Raw genomic sequence first — 18,586 nt, 5'->3', positions numbered from 1 at the left:
CAAAACACCATGACGGTTTCTGTCTGTGGCCAACTCATACTACCGACTACTGTATCCGTAACTCTCCGTACAAAGACGGTAAAGGTGATCTTGTTGGAGAACTCTCAAAAGCTTGCAAGAAGTATGGTTTGAAATTCGGCGTATATCTCTCACCATGGGATAGAAATCAGACAAGCTATGGTTCCAAATATTACGTAGAGTATTATAAGCGACAGCTCAAAGAGTTGCTTAGCAACTATGGTGATATTTTCGAAGTTTGGTTTGATGGTGCCAATGGTGGTGACGGATGGTATGGCGGTGCAGCAGAGAAGCGAACCATTGACCGCAAGAATTACTATGAGTTTGACAAACTGTACCAGATTGTTGATAGCTTGCAGCCTAATGCTATCATCTTTGGCGATGGTGGTCCTGGATGCCGATGGGTAGGCAATGAGAATGGATTTGCAGGTGAAACCAACTGGGCAATGATTCCTTCAAATACAGTTTATCCTGGTTACGACAAGCCAAAGCAACTGCAGTTCGGTTGGGAGAATGGTGATCAATGGACACCTGCAGAATGCGATGTATCTATCAGACCGGGATGGTTCTATCATGAAAAGGAAGACAGTAAGGTAAAAACCGTTGATCAGTTATGTGACCTTTATTACAGAAGCGTGGGACACAATGCAACATTCCTGCTCAACTTCCCTGTTGATAGAGACGGACTGATACATCCAATAGACTCTGCCAATGCAGTTAACTTCCACAAGAGAATCCTGCAGGAGATGTCTGTAAATGTCCTTAAAGGTGTTACTCCTAAAGTGGACAGCCAGCAAGGTAAGAATGTCGGTAAAAACGTTAATGACGGAAAATACGACACATTCTGGGCCTCTAAAAAGGTTAAGGGTGCAAGCATTGAGTTCCGTCTTGGTAAAGAGCGAGAAATATCTCGACTTTTGCTCCAGGAGTATATTCCTTTAGGACAGCGTGTGAAAGCATTCACTGTATATTATCTTCAGGGCAAGAACTGGGTAAAGCTCAGTCAAAAGGAAGAGACAACCACAATCGGTTACAAGCGTATCCTGCGATTTGACAAGGTAAAGACCAATGGTCTTCGCATTGTATTCGATGATGCCAAGGGTACACCATGTATTAATAATGTTGCAGCTTTCTAACATTATATAAAACTATTCATTTTTGTCCGCAATTCCAAGAATTTGGTTTTGCGGACATTTTGTTATTAGGTAAGTTCTCAATAGAAACGAACAAATCAGAGCTTTAAGGTGTGTTAAAAAATGGCTGGAAAACAACAAATAGTTTATTGCTAACTATTAAGAAATAGGAACTTGAATCAAAATGGAATTGATAGTAACGTATCAGTTCTCAAATAATAGGAAGTAGACCAATTTACAGAAGGTCCTTTTTAGTTATAGCCAAGACAGCACAAAGGCTTACGCAATACTGAAACATCAAAAGTTCCAATTTGCTGTGCAATGATGTGCGTTCACCTTGGCAGTCTTGGCAGGGCAGACTAAATTATGAACTATTATAATTTGTCAGCCCATGATCCTGAACCCTTATTACCTTAAAATGATTTCATGTGAATGAAAAGCTTATGGCAACTATATCAATAACTTGGATTCTGTTTTAATTTCTTGTTTAAATCCAGACATCTTTGTGGTATTGGGAAAACCGTTGTAAACCCGGTAGACTCCTTTTCTAATGGAGTTCTTTGATCATATGCCTTGGTATATTTGCCAAAACGGATGAGATCTTGACGTCTCCAACCTTCCCAAACCAATTCCAGCAGACGCTCCTTTAGAATGTTGTCCAAATTGGCTTCCACATGAGGCATTCCTACTCGGTCTCTTATAGCGTTCAGCTCTATTGAACCATCCTCGCCATTGCGAACTTTCGCCTCGGATTCCATCAACAGCGCGTCACCATATCTGAAAAGGACGATATCGTTGTCAACCTGCCGTCCGTCCGAATAGGCGGTTCGGTCAACCTCGTATTTGCCTACACGGGCACCTGCCGTCTGTTTATATGGGCTGTCGCTGAGGTTCAGTTTCAGTTCAAGCGGCATATACACCAACGGCTTCCCGTTGTCCAAATATATCTTCTTTCCGTCAACAAGCACGGTATCTGCATAGAAGTTTATCTTGAATCTATTGTCAACATGATCAGTTCCGTAACCGAAAGCCTTGACGGTTGAAACAGTTGCACATGTGCCGTTTTCGGAAGAACCACCATAAGCCCCACCATGTTTGTAGTGGCGTGAGCGGAAAAGATAGTGGTATTCGTTCAAATATAAGTTCTTGTCCAATGGAATTGTGAAGATGTTCTCCTTGGAATTTTCATTATGAACCGCAAAGTTCGATGCGTAGTCGCTCTCCAACTCATAGCCTTCTTGCCGCAGTTGCTCGCAATACCAGATGCAGGTTTCCCAAGCGTTCTTTTTCTCGCCATTTACATTGAAGTAAATGTTTTTCCCGTCCTGACGCTTGCCGTCGGTCCAGTTATCATCCGTATATATTTCCGCATTCAAGGCAAGCTTTGCAAGCAGGAAGTTTGCGACCGGGCGTGTCACACGTCCGTAATAGTCACCTTCTTTGTTGGAATGCTCATCGGCGAGCTGTGGGGCAACATCCTGCAACTCGTCAACAATAAACTTGAATACCTCACTTCTTTCGCTTTGCGTTACCTGCTCCAATTTCACATCGTATGATGTCACGACAGGAACACGCCCGAACATATCCATCGCATAATAGTAGAACAAGGCTCGTACAGCTCTTACCTCTGCCGTAAAATCTCTTGTCTGTTCTGCAGAAAGCAGACTCTTATGGCTGTCAATGATAGAAAGCGACTGGTTAGATAAAACAATTACCTTGAAGAGGTATTTCCATACATTATATAAATTAATATCATTGGCATTCCACTTGTGCTGATACATGTTCTCCCACAAACCGCCATCATACCAGTCTCCACCACGGATTGGATTCATTGCCTCGTCAGTGGTCAAGGTATTGTAGTCGTAAATACCCCGGCAAGTTCCTTGAAGCCCTTCCGACTCCTGATTGCTCCCTATGTAGTTGTACAGGGAAGCTACTGCGTTTTTGTATATATTATCAGCATTGTTGTAGATTGCCTCCTGGTCCAGCTGGTCTTTGGGATGCTCATCCAGACAGCTGCTGAAACAAAGCATTAACGGTGCTGCTAATATGTATTTAATAATAGTCTTCATACTCTTTTCGTTTTAAAATTGTACACTCAGTCCCAATGAGTAAGTACGGTATAATGGATAGTTGCGCTTGTCGTCAATACCCATCGTACTGTTGACAACATAGCTATTTATCATTGGTGTCAAACCTTTATATCCGGTGATTGTTCCAAGGTTGCTAATGTTGCATGATACACGCAAGGAACGAATAAGCTTGCTCCTCAAAGGCACATTGTAGCCTATTGTCAGATGCTCGAAGTTCAGGTAGTCACCTTTTTCAAGCCAGTAGTCAGAGACTCTCTGGTCCATGATGTTCTTCTTTGGAGCATCCTTCAAGACATTGTAGTCTGGGAAGCAGGCCATGCTTGTGTAAGCCAGTCCTGTTCCGTTGAAAATCTTGTGCCCGAATGCTCCATTCATCTGTATGGAGATATAGTAATTCTTGTATCTGAAACTGATGTTTGAGCCAAGGATCACCTTTGGTGTGGCTTGTCCTGCAATGTATCGGTCGCCTCCGTCGCTCAAATCCACATTGCCATTATGATCAAGGTCCTCTATGTCGTAAGAATAGCTGCCGTTCTCGTTCTTGACAAGCCCCTTACAATGTGGCAAGTAGAAAACGCCAAGCGGCTGTCCAACTATCTGATAGACCACGTTGTTGTCGCCGCCGTTTTGACCAGCACCATCCAATGATCCAATAGCAGTGATGTTCGCTGCCGACATGCTCATTCCATTGTAATCTCCACTTAGCGAGATAAGTTTGTTGCTTTGAAACGACAGATTCATATTGATGTTAAGATCCATGTCCTTCTTGCTTATTGGCTGCACGGACAAGCCCAGCTCAAATCCGCGGTTTGACATTGAACCGATGTTTGCCAGCAATGTATTGTATGCGAATGGTGGAACCGGAACCTCATAGGCGTAGAGCATGTCGGTGGTCTTGGAATAGTAATACTCCGCTGTAAGCATAAGCCTGTTGGCAAAGAGACCAATGTCCGCACCGAGGTTAAACGTTGTCTTCGTTTCCCACTTCAAGTCAGGATTGTTGTTTCTTACCATACCAAGGGTTACTGTCGGAGAATTCTTAATCGGAACAATGCCTGTCTGCCTTACAGTATTCATGGTTGTGTAGGCTGTGATACCGCCAAGATTGCCGGCCTGTCCCAGACCCGTGCGGAGTTTTAGCACTGACAGCGGTTTTATGTTGGCAAGGAAGCTTTCCTTCTTCATGTCCCAAGTGAATGATACAGATGGGAAGAATCCCCATGTGTTGTTGTCACCAACCATTGACGATCCGTCACCGCGTGCATTAACTGCTAAGGTATATCTGTCAAGCAGATTATAAGTGATGCTTCCCATTACAGAAGCCAGAGACTGGTCTTCGTAAGTGCTTTCTGTTCCACCATACGGACGGGCTGCCGTCGCACCGAGATTGTCGTAATGAAAATCGTTTGTAGGTATTCCCTTGGCATACACCCAGAAAGCAGTTTTTCTCAGCTTTCTGTATTCACTGCTTACTCCAGCAGAGACCTTATGTATGCCGAACTCTTTGTTGAAATCAAGAGATACATTGCCAAGCCATTCCTCTTTCTTGAACTCACCACGGTACACGTTGCCTTGTGCCCATACCCATGTCGGACAGAATTGTCCGTTCTCGGTAGAGCCATACAGGTAAGAGCCGAAGGTGGATACACGCCAGTTCTTATTGAAATCGTAGCTCAGCTTTATGTGTGCGTCAAAGTTCAAATCCTTGGAGTCGTTTTTCTCTTCAAGCAATATCCCGGGTGGGTTGACATGCGTTGCAGATTCGTTTTTCAGCCAGTTTCCATGCTTGTCAGTACCAGCAGGGAAAGTTGGATTCTGGCATGCTGCGGAATAGAACAGCATCTGCGTATCAAAGATGTCATGGTTCGTGAATGAAGAGCCGAACACTCCGAATTCTCCGGTTAGTCTGTCATTGAAGGCTTTCTGGGTTACATCAACTTTGGCTACAAATACGTTATAGTCCATCTTCTTGATGATGGTGTTGTGGTCCATTACTCCGAAAGATGCACGATAGTTTGACTGTGGCGTACCTCCGCTGAATGCAAGGTAATGGTTGTTCACCATACCCGTGCGTGTTATCACTTTGTAGTTATCGGTATTGAAACCTCCGTTGTTGCAATAGATACCCAATGCCTTTGCCGTTGCAACATATTCAGCAGCATTGAGCATCTCCAGGTGTTTGTACATCTGCTCGAACCCCACATTACCCTCATACGAGATCTGGAATCCTCGTCCTGTGCCTTTCTTGGTTTTCACCTCTATAACACCAGACGCTCCACGTGAACCATACATGGCGGTCTCCGCAGCATTCTTTAATATACGAAAACTCTCGATGTCTGCAGGATAGATGGTTGATAGGGTAAGTACGTCAGAAGTGACACCATCAATCAGCACTAAAGGGTCATTGCCTCCGATGATGGAGGTTGTACCACGTACTCGTACACTATTGAGCATAGCCATACGATCCAGACCGTTGGATGTCACATTGACACCAGCAGCCTGACCACTCAACACGTCAAGGGCGTTGTTGGCCGCACCCTTGTTGGAATGATTTCCAACTATCTTTATTATATTACTTCCATTGTCAATGGAATCTTTCCGTTCTGCAGGAACTTGCTTTTGTGCATGAGCCAAAGAACTGCAAAAGAGCGCAATGAGAAGTAATGTAAAATCTTTTTTGCTCTTTGCCATTTTCTATTTCTTTTACTTTGGTTATGGATGATTTCCGATAAGCAAAGATAAGGTGCAATACATTAAAAAACGTATATAAACTCCAATATTTATGCATTATTAACGATAAAAATCGAAATATGTCGAGTAAATCTCTATCACAGCTGCACCTGCCCGAGAATATAACGATTCGTGGAGTTTTTTGAGAATGTAAAAAATTTGTGTTTTTCCATTATTACATCACAGGTCAGCAACCATTATTATATATTTGTATCTTAATATTATCGTATTAAAGAATAATGGTAAAAGTCATGAAATTTTTCAAATGTAGTCAATGTGGCTACGGATATTTTTGGCGTTCTCTCATAAATAGTATATCTTTATATGTACGTAACCGTCTGATAATCAAATGGTATTTTGTAGAAAAAAGAACCAAAAACTACTTTTTAAAGTGGACTCCTTTATTTATCTCCAAATATCGGGTTAAATATTTAAATATCTTTAGTTATTGCAACCGTAACACCATTGTCGCAGCTTCGTCAATGCCTTTCAATCTCATCGCAATCGCAATGTAATAATACTGCCGTACCTTTGCAACCGTAATCAAACGATATAGGTTATGAATGCTAAAAGGGGAATTATTGTATTAGGATTGCTCTCGGCGGCTAGCATGCCAACGTGGGCGCAACAGATTAAGGGTGTGGTTATCGACCAGAAATCGAAAGAGACACTCATCGGTGCAGTCATCACTGTGGATGGAACCAACGTGAAGGCTATCACCAACATCGACGGAAACTTCCAAATCGATGGATTGGATAAAGAAAAGACATATACACTATATATTAATTATGTAGGATATAAGACTCAAAAAATTGACGGGGTTCAGGCGAAGGACGCAGACCAGGTGATCGCGCTGCAACCTGATGAACAGCAACTGAAGGAGGTGACCGTTACCGCTGTGGAAAGGCGTAATACGGATGCGGCAATGATACAGGTGGCCAAAAACAGTCCCGTCATCGTGAGCAATGTTTCGGCACAGGAAATATCTCGTACACAGGATACGAATGCGGGTGAGGTGATACGCCGAGTGCCAGGCGTGAGCCTCATCGATGATAAATTCGTGATGGTTCGTGGTTTGTCACAGCGTTATAACAATGTGTGGGTGAACGGAGGAGCAGTGCCTAGTTCTGAGGCTGATTCTAGGGCATTCTCCTTCGATATCATCCCAAGTTCGCAGATTGACAACCTTACCATCGTGAAGTCGCCAACGGCTGAATATCCCGCTGATTACTCAGGCGGTTTCATCATCGTCAACACCAAGGAGATTCCGGCAGAAAACAGTTTCAACATCGCCGTGGGCGGAAACTGGAATACATCTTCTGCCTTCAAGGACTTTTCTTACTCAAAAGGTTCCGGAACCGATTTCCTTGGGTTCGATAATGGCTTGAGAAACCTGAATGGGGGCATCCATGCTGACTTGAATCCACAACTCGATGCCAACGGAAAACCAGTGGGCGATTATGCTACTTCGCTCTTGGGCAACGGATTCAATAATGATTGGCTCATCAAGAACAAGAAGCCTTTGGGCGACTTGAAACTGGCAGCCAGCCTGAACCAGCGCTGGATGCTCGGCGGAAGAACACTCGGCATGCTCGCCGCCCTGAACTATACCAACGAATACCGCACCTACGAGAACATGGAGAACAATCTCTATGGCATCTATGATGCGGCAAACGACAAGCCGAACTATCTTCGTCACTCTATTGACGATCAGTATAATAATAACGTGAGACTCGGAGCAATGCTCAACTTCACCTTCCTTTCCAAGGACGGCAATCACAAGTATCAGCTCAAGAACATCTTCAACCAGTTGGCTACCAGCCGATATACCTGGCGTGATGGCGTGAGCGCCCAGTCGAACCTGGAGCGAAGCGCAGAGTATTACTACCGCAGTAGAACTACATATAACGGTCAGCTTACCGGTAAGCACACCTTCACTAGCGATGCCCTTGACTGGAGTATCGGGTATGCGTATGCCAACCGCCATTTGCCTGACCGTCGTAGATACCTCATCGACGATGCTCTAGAATCGGGCGTTTATGCCCTGAGCACCGGCAACGACATATCCCGCGAGTGGACTCAACTCGACGAACACATTCTCTCTCTTGGTGTAAATGACAAGCACCACTTCAAGTTTGGCAACTTTGAGCCAGACTTGCAAGTGGGTGCCTACGGGGAGTATCGCAGCCGAGAATACCAGACCCGCAACTTCATCTACAACTGGAATGTTTCAGATAACAACCTGCCATCCGACTTCCGCCACAGCGACATCCCAACCCTGCTCTCCAGCGAGGCAAACATGGGTTACGACAAGCTGTATCTTCTGGAGGAAAAGCAGATGCGCAACAACTACCGCGGACACAACACCTTAGGCGCAGGATACCTGGCGTTGTCTCTCCCCTTTGGCAAACTCGGCATCCACGCCGGTGTCCGCTTCGAGCATAATGATATGGAACTCATCTCCAATTCCCGTGACTACGAGAAGAGTGAATCGAGCCGTCATTACAAGACCGATGATGTTTTTCCATCTCTCAATACAACATATAAGATCAACGACCAGCACCAGGTGCGACTGTCGTATGGCCGCAGTATTAACCGCCCGGAATTCCGTGAAGTATCGTCGTCGGTGTATTACGACTTCGACCTTGCCAGCAATGTGCAGGGAAACACTGAGTTGAAGAACTGTTATGTCGATAACCTCGACCTGCGATATGAGTGGTATCCATCCCGTGGAGAGCTCATTTCGCTGGCAGTCTTCTACAAGCACTTCGATTCTCCTATCGAGTGGACCTACACGGTGGCAGGTGGCACTGACTTGATTTACTCTTACAAGAATGCGAAGAGTGCCAACAACTATGGTGTGGAGCTGGATATCAGAAAGAATCTCGGATTCATAGGATTGAAGGATTTCAGTTGGTCGTTTAACGGTGCTCTCATCAAGAGCAAGGTGCAGTTTGAAAAGGGTTCGAAAGAGGAAGACAGACCGATGCAGGGTCAGTCGCCATACCTTATCAACACCGGCATCTTCTATAAGAACGAGCCATTAAAGATGGATATCGCCCTGCTTTACAACCGCATAGGCAAGCGAATCATCGGTGTGGGCAGAAGCGAGGGAAGCACAGGCGATGACTCCAACGCCAGAGTGCCTCACAGCTACGAGATGCCCCGCAACACCATCGACTTCTCGCTGGCTAAGAAATTTGGAGACCATCTGGAGCTGAAGCTCAACGTAAGGGATCTTCTTGCAGAAAAGATATATTACAAGCAGTTTGCTGATGTAACGTATAGCGACGGAAGCAAGAAGCAGGTGGAAGAGATAGCTAGATGCTACAAGCCGGGCAGAAACATCGGTTTGCAGGCGATATATAAATTTTAAAGATAGAATATATTAGATGTTTGTTTAACAAAACAGGAAACAATGATGAACAAGATGTATTTTTATGGATGCATGGGCATCCTCGCAGCATCTGCCATGTTGAGCAGCTGCAGCAGTGACAATGACGATCCAACTCCTTCTCCAAATCCAGGATCAGAAGTAGTTTACAAGTGGACAAAAGATGGCGGTCTGAATGCTTGCGACCACATCCTCTTCGGCACAGACGACAAGGAGAACGCCAACGGAACACAGATTGGCAACGGCGACCAGGAGTTCGTCTTTACAGGCAAGCAGACTTTGAAGAAAGGCACTTATCTCCTCAAGGGATGGGTATATATTGCAGATGGTGCTGAGCTCACCATCGAACCGGGAACTATCATCAAGGGCGACAAGCAGACCAAGGCTGCACTCATCGCAGAGCGTGGCGGTAAACTCATCGCCAAAGGTACTGCCACAGAGCCTATCGTCTTCACTTCTGAAGAGGCTGCCGGCAGCAGAAAGCCTGGCGACTGGGGTGGTGTCATCCTTTGCGGTAAAGCTAAGAACAACCAGACTGATATGCAGATAGAAGGTGGTCCTCGTACTCACCATGGTGGCAGCGATGATGCCGACAACTCAGGAGCATTGAGCTATGTACGCATCGAGTTTGCGGGTTATCCATTCCAGAAAGATAAGGAAATCAACGGTCTGACCTTCGGTTCTGTAGGTTCAGGCACACAGATAGATCACGTTCAGGTATCTTATTCTAATGATGATTCCTTCGAGTGGTTTGGTGGTACCGTGAACTGCAAATATCTCGTAGCCTACAAGGGCTGGGATGATGATTTCGATACCGATAACGGTTTCTCTGGAAAGGTGCAGTATGGTCTTTCTCTGCGCGACAGCAAGATAGCCGATACCTCTCAGAGCAACGGTTTCGAGAGCGACAACTGTGCTGATGGTGCAACCGTGGATCCTCGTACCAAGGCAATCTTCTCTAACATCACCTTTGTAGGTCCTAAGGTATTGGATTCTAAGTTCCAGAACACCACAGATTATATCACTGCCGGAGCATACAATCCAAACAACGGTTCAGCCCTCGGCAAGTTCCAGTCAGCCATGCAGATTCGCCGTTCTTCTAACCTCAACTGCATCAACTCTGTAGCCTTAGGCTGGCCTATCGGTTTGATTGTTGATGGGGAGAAGGGTGAAACCGTGAAGGATGCCAAGGATGGCAAGTTCAAGCTTCAGAATGTATATTTCGCTGGTATGGATGCCGTTGGTACTGATGCCAACAAGAAGTATGAGGATTATCTCTACGATGCAGCGAACAAGAAGGATATCGACAAGAATCAGAAGTCATACAGCAACACCTTCTTCTCAGAGCAGAGCAACAAGTATTTTGATTCATGGACTTCATTGGTTGGTGCAGATGGCTATACTCCTATCGCAGGAAGCCCATTGCTTGGTGCCGCAAGTTTCGCTGGCTGGACAGGTTTCGACACCGTAACCTACATCGGAGCCTTCGATGGCAGCAACAACTGGATGAGCGGTTGGACCAACTTCGACCCTCAGAATGCAAAGTACTAGAAAAAGATTAGTACCAGAACAAGAATTAGAATCGCTAATTTCTATTTTGACTATAAGGTTTTCTTTTATTGGGGCATGGCGCAGTGATTTGCGCCATGCTTTTTTTGTAGTATGGAGAAAAATGAGGAAATAGCATTTTTTGTAACAGTTCAAAAAACAGAGAAGCATCGTGAAATATTAGTCATACATTTGCAGTAAAGATGATGACCTGCAATCCCTATCTCTTCTAATGAAGTAACCATGAAGGTTGATGAAAAAAGCAACTTCAAACAACATCTCTCCATTTTTACTTTTTTTTATCACAAAAAAAGAATGATATTGCGAAGAAATAGCTATCTTTGCAATATTATATAATAAAATCGCATAAGTATGCCAACAAACAAGAATGCTCAACAAAGATATAAGATACTGGACAGATGTTTCAGTAACATTAAAATGTAAGACAATGAAACAAAATATTATAGACTGTATCAATCATTTGGCTAACGAAAAGGAGCCTTTCCTTTTTGTCGTCAACTATGCAGGTTCGGAAGCATACATACGGAAGCTGTCTGAAATAGCTATCGATGAATGCCTTTATGACTTTGAGGGTATAACCAATGTAAAACGGCAGTCACTCTCTTCGGTTACCAAACATCCGACGTGGAAAGTGTTTGAGCCAAATTTTGAAGATTACACGAAAAGTTTTGAAACTGTCAAAAGCAACATCCTGCGTGGAAACTGTTATCTTGCCAACCTTACTTGTAAGGTGGCTGTGGACTGCAACCTTACGTTGGAGGACATCTTCCTACGTGCTAAAGGCAAGTATAAGATTCTACTAAAAGACAATAATAGCAATATGCAGTTCGTGTGTTTCTCGCCGGAAACATTCGTGAGGATAAAGAACGGAATGATATTTTCTTATCCGATGAAAGGAACCATTGACGCGTCATTACCCGAAGCAGAGCAAGTGTTGATGAGCGACAAAAAAGAAGCTGCCGAACATGCTACCATTGTGGATCTGATTCGAAATGACCTTAGCCGTGTGGCGGAGCATGTAAGGGTGGATAAATACCGTTATATTGATGTGCTCCATACCAATAAGGGGAATATTCTCCAGACCAGTTCCGAAATAAGTGGCAAGTTGCCAACTGGTTATCAAAAGCACATCGGAAACATATTGGATGCAATGTTGCCCGCGGGTTCTATAACAGGTGCGCCAAAGGACAAGACTATGGAAATAATCCATGAGGCGGAAGGCTATGACCGTGGATTCTATACAGGAGTCATGGGTATATATAATAATGGTGAACTCAACTCGGCTGTAATGATACGCTTTCTTGAAAATGACGGTCTGGGAACGTATTTCAAGGCAGGAGGAGGCATTACTTCGAAGAGTGATTGCAGTAAAGAATACGAGGAAGTGTTACAAAAAGTGTATCTTCCTTTTGAATAGAATAGATTTTAATATGGCACAGCAATTCGTAGAGACAATAAAAATTGTGAATGGAAAGACACAAGCTCTTGCATACCATCAGGAAAGAATGGAAAGAACGATCTGTAAGTTCTTTCCTTCATTATGCAATGCGTCCATGCCTTCATTGGAAAAACTGATAAATCCAACGGAAAGTATGGATTTTTACAAGGCGAGAGTGGTGTATGGCAAACAAGGAGTTGAAGCAGTAGAATATGCTCCGTATTTTATTCGAAACATAAACTCCCTTCAAGTGGTCGCAGACGACACGATAACGTATGGCTACAAAAGTACCGACCGCAGTCGCCTCAATGCCTTGGTCGCACAGAAAGGAAACTGTGACGACATCATCATCGTCAAACATGGAATTTTAACGGATACCTCATTCACGAACCTTGCCATATTTGACGGCAAACATTGGGTGACTCCCAGACATCCCTTATTGGCAGGCACAAAAAGAGCCGCACTATTGGACAAGGGAATGATACAAGAAGCAGATATTACATTGGAAGATTTGCGAAATGCCAACAAGGTAAGTCTTTTTAATGCGATGATTGACTTTGGTGAAATAGAAATAGCAATAGAGAATGTCCACTTTTGAACATTCTCTATTTATCTTCTGCAAAGATAGGAAAAAGAAAATAAAAAAGAGTTCCCGTAGTGGGAACTCATATACAATAATTATAAACAATTTAAAAAAAATAAACAATGAAAATGGATATCGTTCGTGCCAGGACTATATGCGACCACATACCAACGTTTCTTGAAAGCCTTCACGAAATAAGGATGGATGTCAAACTCATAATACTTCTCGGTATTATAGCTGTAGTAGGAGATAACGATGGCATGGAGATTGTTGATGAAGGTTCTGCGGGAGAGTTCCGTTCCCTCGTTGAGTTCTGATTTCTTCCATCTGCTTTGGATTTCCCGTAGGGTGATGCCGCCTCTATTCCTTCCAAATGGACGGCGAAGAGTAGGGCAGAGGCAATACTTCGTGCCTTTCAGCAGTATACATTTGTAGATTGGGCATTATATGATAGGGTGTCCTTTCAGCGGAATGAAGCACTTGAGTTATCAGAATGAGGTGGCTTGGTATAATACGATTCGCTTGTCTGTTAGGCGTTCGGGGCTTGCTGCCCCTCCATCGTTATTGTTTCTTATTTATCATTTGTCTATAATCGCTTTACTTTATAATAGTTACGAAAAAACGGGGCACCCTGAGGATGCCCCGCCACCAATTAAAATAATTGATTGTCGCATTATAAACTTACCGTACTACTTAGCGATCATGATCGTTACACGGTTCTCTGCGTTTTCTGCAAAAGGCTGCACACGTGCACCCTTAGATTCTTCTGTAATGCGCTCAGAAGGTATATTATATTTCTTTGTCAGCATCCAAACCACAGCTGCTGCTCGCTTGGCAGCGATGCGGTCGTTGATGACGTCAGTGCCTGTACCCTTGTCAGCATAACCGGTTACTACAACCTTTGCCTCTGTGTTCTTGTTCAGGAAGTCAACCACCTCACGGATCTTAGCATCCTCAGCAGGAGCAATCTTGTAAGAATTGATGGTGAAGAAGATGTCACGGCGAATCTCCTCTACCTTCTTCTCTACAGGAGCTGGCTTAGGCTCTGGCTTAGGAGCTACATATTCCTGCTTAGGAGCTGGTGCCGGAGCAGGTTCCTCTACCGACTTAGCCTTCTTGGTATAGCTCTTGCCCAGGTTGATGCGTACACCTGCCAGTGCATTGAAGTACCAGTCAGGGTTATCTGCCTTCTTAGAGTTGTACTTGTCAGAAATCATGTTGGCATTGCCTTCGAGCATGATGCTCACAGCCTTGCTTACCTTGAATTCCAGGTCGATACCTGCTCTGCCGTATGGGCGAACCTTCTTTCCCTGCCAGAGATATTCCAGCAGATAGTTGCTCTGATTCTTGATGTTGGCAGCCAGGTCGTTTACCTCCTGGTTAGCTCCTGCCCAGTTGATACCACCACCAACGAAGGCAGTAGCGTTGAACACGCGGTTCGGGTTCCAGCCACAGAAGAGGTTAGAGAGGTTGAACATAAAGTCCACACCCGGAGCTACATATTTCCATTTGTAGCTGGCGGTATACGGAGTACCGTCCTTGGTAGCCTTGTATCCATTCCATCCGCCCTTGCTCCAGATACCGTTTATCTGACCACGGAGTCCGAAAACAGGAGAGAACTGGTAGCCGATGGCACCCTGGAAGTTAGGAGAAAGCAAGTCAGAGAAGCTTGCCTCACCCACAGTATATTGCCCACCAGCCTGAACATCCAGGAACCAGTGACGCTTAAACTGATATTCGTTTCCATCCTTGTCTGTGTAGGATGCTTGCGCCATAGCGGCAGTAGAGCCGATGGCGAGCAACACTGAAGTCATAAATAGTTTAATCTTCATATAGTCTAATGATTTTATGGTTTATACTTAACAGAATAGTAAACTATTTTTGTTTTGCCTTATTCTATTTCACTTTCTCCTTTGTCTTTGCCTTTGCCTTTTCCTTTTTTTGGAAGTTCTTTTCTACGGAGTCTCGTTTGTCAGGATCAACTACACCTTTGTCACCATATTCGGTATTGTTGAGACAGAGCAGCCAGTTACCCATGTAGTTGACAGGCTTGAAGAACATCTTGGTGGATATCTCAGGCGTTTCGCCATCAGCTTTCTTCATGATGACATAGCAGAGAACTTCATTGAGATTAGCTTCATCAAACTTGATATACTCGATACGGTAATCTACCATTGGAAAAAGCTCTAACATGTGCTTGACTTCTGCCATTTCATCGTTGTTTAATGGCTGAGGTTCTTCCTTCAGGTCGTTAGCTGCACGATAAAGCATACCTGCTGCCTCTGTGAAGTTCTTTTCTTTAGCATAGGTAAAGAATTTGTCTACCAATTGCTTGACGGCAAGGGTGTCTTTCCCTGTCATGCTTTCTTCAAACTTCGTAGGAGAAGGACCTTGTGGTTCTTCCTTCTTGGAGCTACATGAGTTGCAAGAACTCAAACTTAGCATCAGCACAGATGTAATGAGAAAAATAATTAATTTCAAAGATTTCATACAGCTTATATTTAAGAGAAAGGAGGACGGAGTTTCGCTCCGCCCTCCTTGATATAGTCTTTTGTTTCTAATTAGTGCTTTCTAGCAGCTGCAGATGCAGGATTTACATGGAACTGGATATCGGTGTACAATGTACCCCAGTTGTATGTAATAGCAACAGGTATCTTAACATCGAAACCATTTGCACGGCTCTGGTTAACCTGTACCAAAGAAACCTTACCATAGTCGGATATTACGCCATCGCTTACAGCAAGTGTGCCCGGAGTGTAAGTTACCTTGATGTCGCTTTCATCAATCTTCTTCCAAGCACCACTATAGTTAGTGGTAATGTCGCCATCCTTCTTAATAGATGCAATCTTATAGAAGTCCTTGAATGCAACCTTCGGATTACTATTAGCCCAGAATTTAGCCTGAGTATAGTTGTTGAAATCAACAAATTCGAACTTAACAGGAATATTAGTCATTGACTGGTAATTGTTCAATGTCATTGCTGCAACGGATACACTCTTTACGAAGAGAGGTTTGATAACCTTTACATCGAATGTCTTATTGGTCAAGTTGATCAAGTCTGATGCAGGATCACAAGTCTTTACATCTGCAAGGACTGTAAATGTCAATGCGTCGGCAAGTTCAGAAACGCTGCCACACTTGTTCAAGATATCCTTTGTGAAATCATTCTTCTCAATACTGATAGTACCATCTGTTGCTGTGATAGTTGCCAATTTATGACTAACAGTACCTGCAGATGCAGAGATTGTAGTACCATCTGTGCTCACAGAGATATCATATTTAGTATTGCTCTTAGCACCATAGTATGTCTTGTGAGACTGATCTGCGGTAGGAGCAAACTTGTATGTTACGCTAGCTGCACCAGCGAGAGCTGCATACTGATTCTCAATCTGTTTCTTGACAATATCAACAAGTTTAGAGTTGAATGTACTAGCTACTACCAGATTGTCGAACTCACATGTTGCACCTGCCTGGGTAGCATTACCTACCTGAATATGGAGCTGGTCGAAGCCTGCGGCGTTTGTGTTTGCCTTATGCCAAGCAGCAGCCTTCTTGTCAGAGTCCTTGATGGTTGCAGTTGGAGTGTTGTGAACCTTTGGTGCTGTCCAAGACAACTTAACATAGATGTCCTTCAAAGCTCTTGCAGTAGCCTTAGGAGCGAACTTAACCCATACTGTGATTACATCGCCATCCTTCTTCAACAACTGATAAGCCTCGTTTTCTGTAACTGTCCACTTCAAAACATTAGTCTGGTGACCGCCAACAGCATCTGTTGTGCTAACTACAGTACCAACGCTTGGTGTAAGTACGTCGAAGCCGTTTTGAGCATTAGGAGTATACTGAATATTATCTACAAATGTATAGTTAGCCTCGAATTCAGACTTACTCATATCAATCTTAGCGAGAACCTTGCTCTCAACCTCATCCCAAGTGATAGCCTGTAACTTATCCAAGGCATTACCTGTACAACCTACAGTATAGTCTTTCTTGATACCATCAGACTCAACAGTTTCTGGAGTTGCATTTATATCTGTAATTTCAACCTTGATGTAACCAACAGAAGCAATAGCATCACCAGAGTTGCCATCAACCAAAGTTACACGTACAAGAGGAGTACGACCAATAATCTGACGACCAGTAGCGTCATCCTTGTAACCCTTTACCTTGAAGAGGTCGCCTTCGATTGTTGCGTGATCACTCTCGTTGGTATCATAGTTAGGAGAAATGTAGCCAATCAACTCATACTTCAGCTTGAAGTTCTGCTCGTTAATTGTGGTCTGACCACCCCAGAGAGCATATTGGTTGTTTATCTTATAGTGAACATCCATCCAATCATCGAGGTGAATACCATCCACATCATTGTATGCAATAGTCAAGACTGGAGCATGAACATCTTTCACAGCAGACTCTGCTGTAGTAGCCAATGTCTGGCAAGAAGCGTTCTGCTCATCAACGGTACCCTTAGCAGCAACCTTGTTGATAGTGAAGCTGGTAATCTTGAAGTGCTTGAGAGCAGCAAAGTCAGAAGTTACGAGTGTATCCTTTACTTCTTTATCTCCCTTCTTGATAGCATACTTGTAGCGAAGTGCTGCAACATCAACCTTATTGTTTGTTTCTGTCAAAGCATTTCCGTTAGCCATACCGAAGTGAACTTTAATCATACCATCTTCCTTGTCCACCTTTGTAACCTTGATATCGTTGCTAGAAGCACGAGTATTCAAAATGTCTGCAGTGTTAATCAAGAATGAGAAGTGGCTGAGATCTTTAGTGTCAACTGACGCATTAGATGGATTGAGATAGTAAGAAGCTACAGCATCAGGAACGATTGATACATGCTTTCCTGAATTTTCTGTACCCAAGTCACCTATCTGATTCTTTGTTACATCTGCCTTCTCCAATTCAATAGGATTGTAATCGAAGGAGTAAACTGGAATAGTCTCAATACCTTCCCAATAAGCCTTTGGGCTAAATACTAAAGACAACAGCTTGCTAGTCAAATTGATGACCACCTTGCCGCCTTCGACACCACTTACATTATTGAGTGTAAGAGCATCTTCTGTCCAAATGGCAGTAAGAGTATTGGCACTTACATAAGAGATACCGGTATTTGTCTTGGTCTCGCCGTCAACCACCCAGAATGTACCAGTAGATGCATTTGGCTCATAGTACTTGCCATCCCTACCAGGAGTACCAGCTGCACCCTTTTCTCCTCTTGATGGCATGCCAGTGTCTTTCCATTCTCCACCTTTCTCAGAAGACCACCAGTTTCCATTTTCACCAATCTTCCAGACTGTACCATCCTGACCGGCAGCACCATTGTCACCCTTTGCACCATCCTTACCATTAGTAATGTTGTAAGTTTCTTGTTTGCCGTTCTTTGTCAACTTGATGGTGAGACCATCGTTTGTAGATTGAACATCGTCAAGAATAGCTCCAGCGTTGATTTGGCTCTGGATCTCTTTCACGATTTTGTTAAGATCATCAATCTGCTTTTGCAAGCTGCTGATGTCATCGTCGTAATCTTTACAAGAAGTAAATGTGCTTACCGAGGCAATTGTCAATGCACCCATAAGCAGCGCGCTAAAATACTTTCTTTTCATACGGTAAATATTTATAAAGTTATACGAT

Annotated in this window: 10 protein-coding genes and 1 pseudogene; 5 read left to right on the top strand and 6 right to left on the bottom strand. The window is 43.9% G+C overall.

What is annotated here, in order from left to right:
* A pseudogene (locus ACWJAO_RS12260) lies at window positions 1–1,151 on the top strand (alpha-L-fucosidase); the annotation flags it as partial.
* A 455-nt stretch (window positions 1,152–1,606) separates the two neighbouring features.
* Here the strand turns inward: ACWJAO_RS12260 and ACWJAO_RS12255 are convergent.
* Together ACWJAO_RS12255 and ACWJAO_RS12250 are read right to left on the bottom strand one after the other, a co-directional pair.
* A complete protein-coding gene (locus tag ACWJAO_RS12255; protein ID WP_449140453.1) occupies window positions 1,607–3,223 on the bottom strand; it encodes a RagB/SusD family nutrient uptake outer membrane protein in 1,617 nt (538 codons plus the stop codon).
* A gap of 12 nt (window positions 3,224–3,235) precedes the next feature.
* A complete protein-coding gene (locus tag ACWJAO_RS12250; protein ID WP_449140452.1) occupies window positions 3,236–5,935 on the bottom strand; it encodes a SusC/RagA family TonB-linked outer membrane protein in 2,700 nt (899 codons plus the stop codon).
* Between the two features lie 598 nt (window positions 5,936–6,533).
* On the opposite strand from ACWJAO_RS12250, the gene ACWJAO_RS12245 reads away from it, so the two are divergent.
* From ACWJAO_RS12245 to ACWJAO_RS12230, 4 genes are all read left to right on the top strand, one after another.
* Window positions 6,534–9,350: a TonB-dependent receptor domain-containing protein gene (locus ACWJAO_RS12245; RefSeq protein WP_449140451.1), complete on the top strand. Its 2,817-nt coding sequence runs from the start codon at window positions 6,534–6,536 to the stop codon at window positions 9,348–9,350.
* Between the two features lie 42 nt (window positions 9,351–9,392).
* A complete protein-coding gene (locus tag ACWJAO_RS12240) occupies window positions 9,393–10,919 on the top strand; it encodes a hypothetical protein (RefSeq protein ID WP_449140450.1) in 1,527 nt (508 codons plus the stop codon).
* 445 nt (window positions 10,920–11,364) lie between these two features.
* Window positions 11,365–12,354 carry an aminodeoxychorismate synthase component I gene (locus tag ACWJAO_RS12235; RefSeq protein WP_449140449.1) on the top strand — a complete coding sequence of 330 codons (990 nt, stop codon included), beginning with the start codon at window positions 11,365–11,367 and terminating at the stop codon, window positions 12,352–12,354.
* Between the two features lie 13 nt (window positions 12,355–12,367).
* Complete coding sequence (locus ACWJAO_RS12230) at window positions 12,368–12,973, top strand: aminotransferase class IV family protein (protein WP_449140448.1); 606 nt, start codon at window positions 12,368–12,370, stop codon at window positions 12,971–12,973.
* An 80-nt stretch (window positions 12,974–13,053) separates the two neighbouring features.
* Here ACWJAO_RS12230 and ACWJAO_RS12225 read toward each other — a convergent pair whose 3' ends face one another.
* The 4 genes from ACWJAO_RS12225 to ACWJAO_RS12210 form a co-directional block, all read right to left on the bottom strand.
* A complete protein-coding gene (locus ACWJAO_RS12225) occupies window positions 13,054–13,209 on the bottom strand; it encodes a WYL domain-containing protein (RefSeq protein WP_449140454.1) in 156 nt (51 codons plus the stop codon).
* A gap of 438 nt (window positions 13,210–13,647) precedes the next feature.
* Window positions 13,648–14,790 (bottom strand): OmpA family protein, encoded by a 1,143-nt coding sequence (locus tag ACWJAO_RS12220; protein ID WP_449140447.1) that lies wholly within the window; start codon window positions 14,788–14,790, stop codon window positions 13,648–13,650.
* A gap of 64 nt (window positions 14,791–14,854) precedes the next feature.
* Window positions 14,855–15,319, bottom strand: coding sequence for a hypothetical protein (locus tag ACWJAO_RS12215; RefSeq protein ID WP_287582105.1), 465 nt, complete (start codon window positions 15,317–15,319; stop codon window positions 14,855–14,857).
* 200 nt (window positions 15,320–15,519) lie between these two features.
* Window positions 15,520–18,558, bottom strand: coding sequence for a hypothetical protein (locus ACWJAO_RS12210; RefSeq protein ID WP_287798841.1), 3,039 nt, complete (start codon window positions 18,556–18,558; stop codon window positions 15,520–15,522).
* Window positions 18,559–18,586 lie beyond the last annotated feature (28 nt).

It is taken from the genome of Segatella sp. (genome assembly GCF_977051555.1).
Note: the sequence above shows the minus strand (reverse complement) of the source record. Positions and strands in the feature narration are given on the sequence as shown.

Excerpts from the sequence above, each read along its gene's own strand:
- ACWJAO_RS12255 (WP_449140453.1), bottom strand. The coding sequence starts at position 3,223 with ATGAAGACTATTATTAAATACATATTAGCAGCACCGTTAATGCTTTGT.
- ACWJAO_RS12250 (WP_449140452.1), bottom strand. The coding sequence starts at position 5,935 with ATGGCAAAGAGCAAAAAAGATTTTACATTACTTCTCATTGCGCTCTTT.
- ACWJAO_RS12245 (WP_449140451.1), top strand. The coding sequence starts at position 6,534 with ATGAATGCTAAAAGGGGAATTATTGTATTAGGATTGCTCTCGGCGGCT.
- ACWJAO_RS12240 (WP_449140450.1), top strand. The coding sequence starts at position 9,393 with ATGATGAACAAGATGTATTTTTATGGATGCATGGGCATCCTCGCAGCA.
- ACWJAO_RS12235 (WP_449140449.1), top strand. The coding sequence starts at position 11,365 with ATGAAACAAAATATTATAGACTGTATCAATCATTTGGCTAACGAAAAG.
- ACWJAO_RS12230 (WP_449140448.1), top strand. The coding sequence starts at position 12,368 with ATGGCACAGCAATTCGTAGAGACAATAAAAATTGTGAATGGAAAGACA.
- ACWJAO_RS12220 (WP_449140447.1), bottom strand. The coding sequence starts at position 14,790 with ATGAAGATTAAACTATTTATGACTTCAGTGTTGCTCGCCATCGGCTCT.
- ACWJAO_RS12215 (WP_287582105.1), bottom strand. The coding sequence starts at position 15,319 with ATGACAGGGAAAGACACCCTTGCCGTCAAGCAATTGGTAGACAAATTC.
- ACWJAO_RS12210 (WP_287798841.1), bottom strand. The coding sequence starts at position 18,558 with ATGAAAAGAAAGTATTTTAGCGCGCTGCTTATGGGTGCATTGACAATT.